The sequence below is a fragment of the Phytobacter sp. V91 genome (assembly GCF_965644225.1).
In the GTDB taxonomy this organism is placed as follows: domain Bacteria; phylum Pseudomonadota; class Gammaproteobacteria; order Enterobacterales; family Enterobacteriaceae; genus CBFFRJ01.
The window spans coordinates 1-313 of sequence record NZ_CBFFRJ010000346.1 but is presented as its reverse complement, the minus strand read 5'-3'; the positions used below and the strand labels follow the sequence as shown (position 1 = coordinate 313).

Below are 313 nucleotides of genomic sequence, written 5' to 3'. Positions count from 1 at the left end.
AAAATGTCCGGTTATATGATTCTACCCGGCATTATATTCAAGCAAGGGAGCTGTCCTGAAGACAGCATATGGTTATCGCCAAAGAATTAGTTTCTGATAATTCAGGAATATAATGATATTGAGGTAGTTATGAAAATTAACGCATTTGAAGATGTCCTGACTGACTATTTTTTCAGTAAGACTCTTCGCCCTGCAACCGAGTGGAGTTACAGAAAAGTCGTCAAATCCTTTCTGGTTTTTGCCGGAGGCGACATCCAGCTAAATGACGTCGATAAAAAACTGGTTCTGACCTGGCGGCGTAGCGTTATAGCAG

1 pseudogene is annotated in these 313 nt (G+C 41.2%); it reads left to right on the top strand.

Annotation, left to right across the window (positions count from 1 at the left end):
• Nucleotides 1-129: 129 nt before the first annotated feature.
• Nucleotides 130-313: pseudogene (locus ACSZO4_RS25965) on the top strand (integrase); the annotation flags it as partial.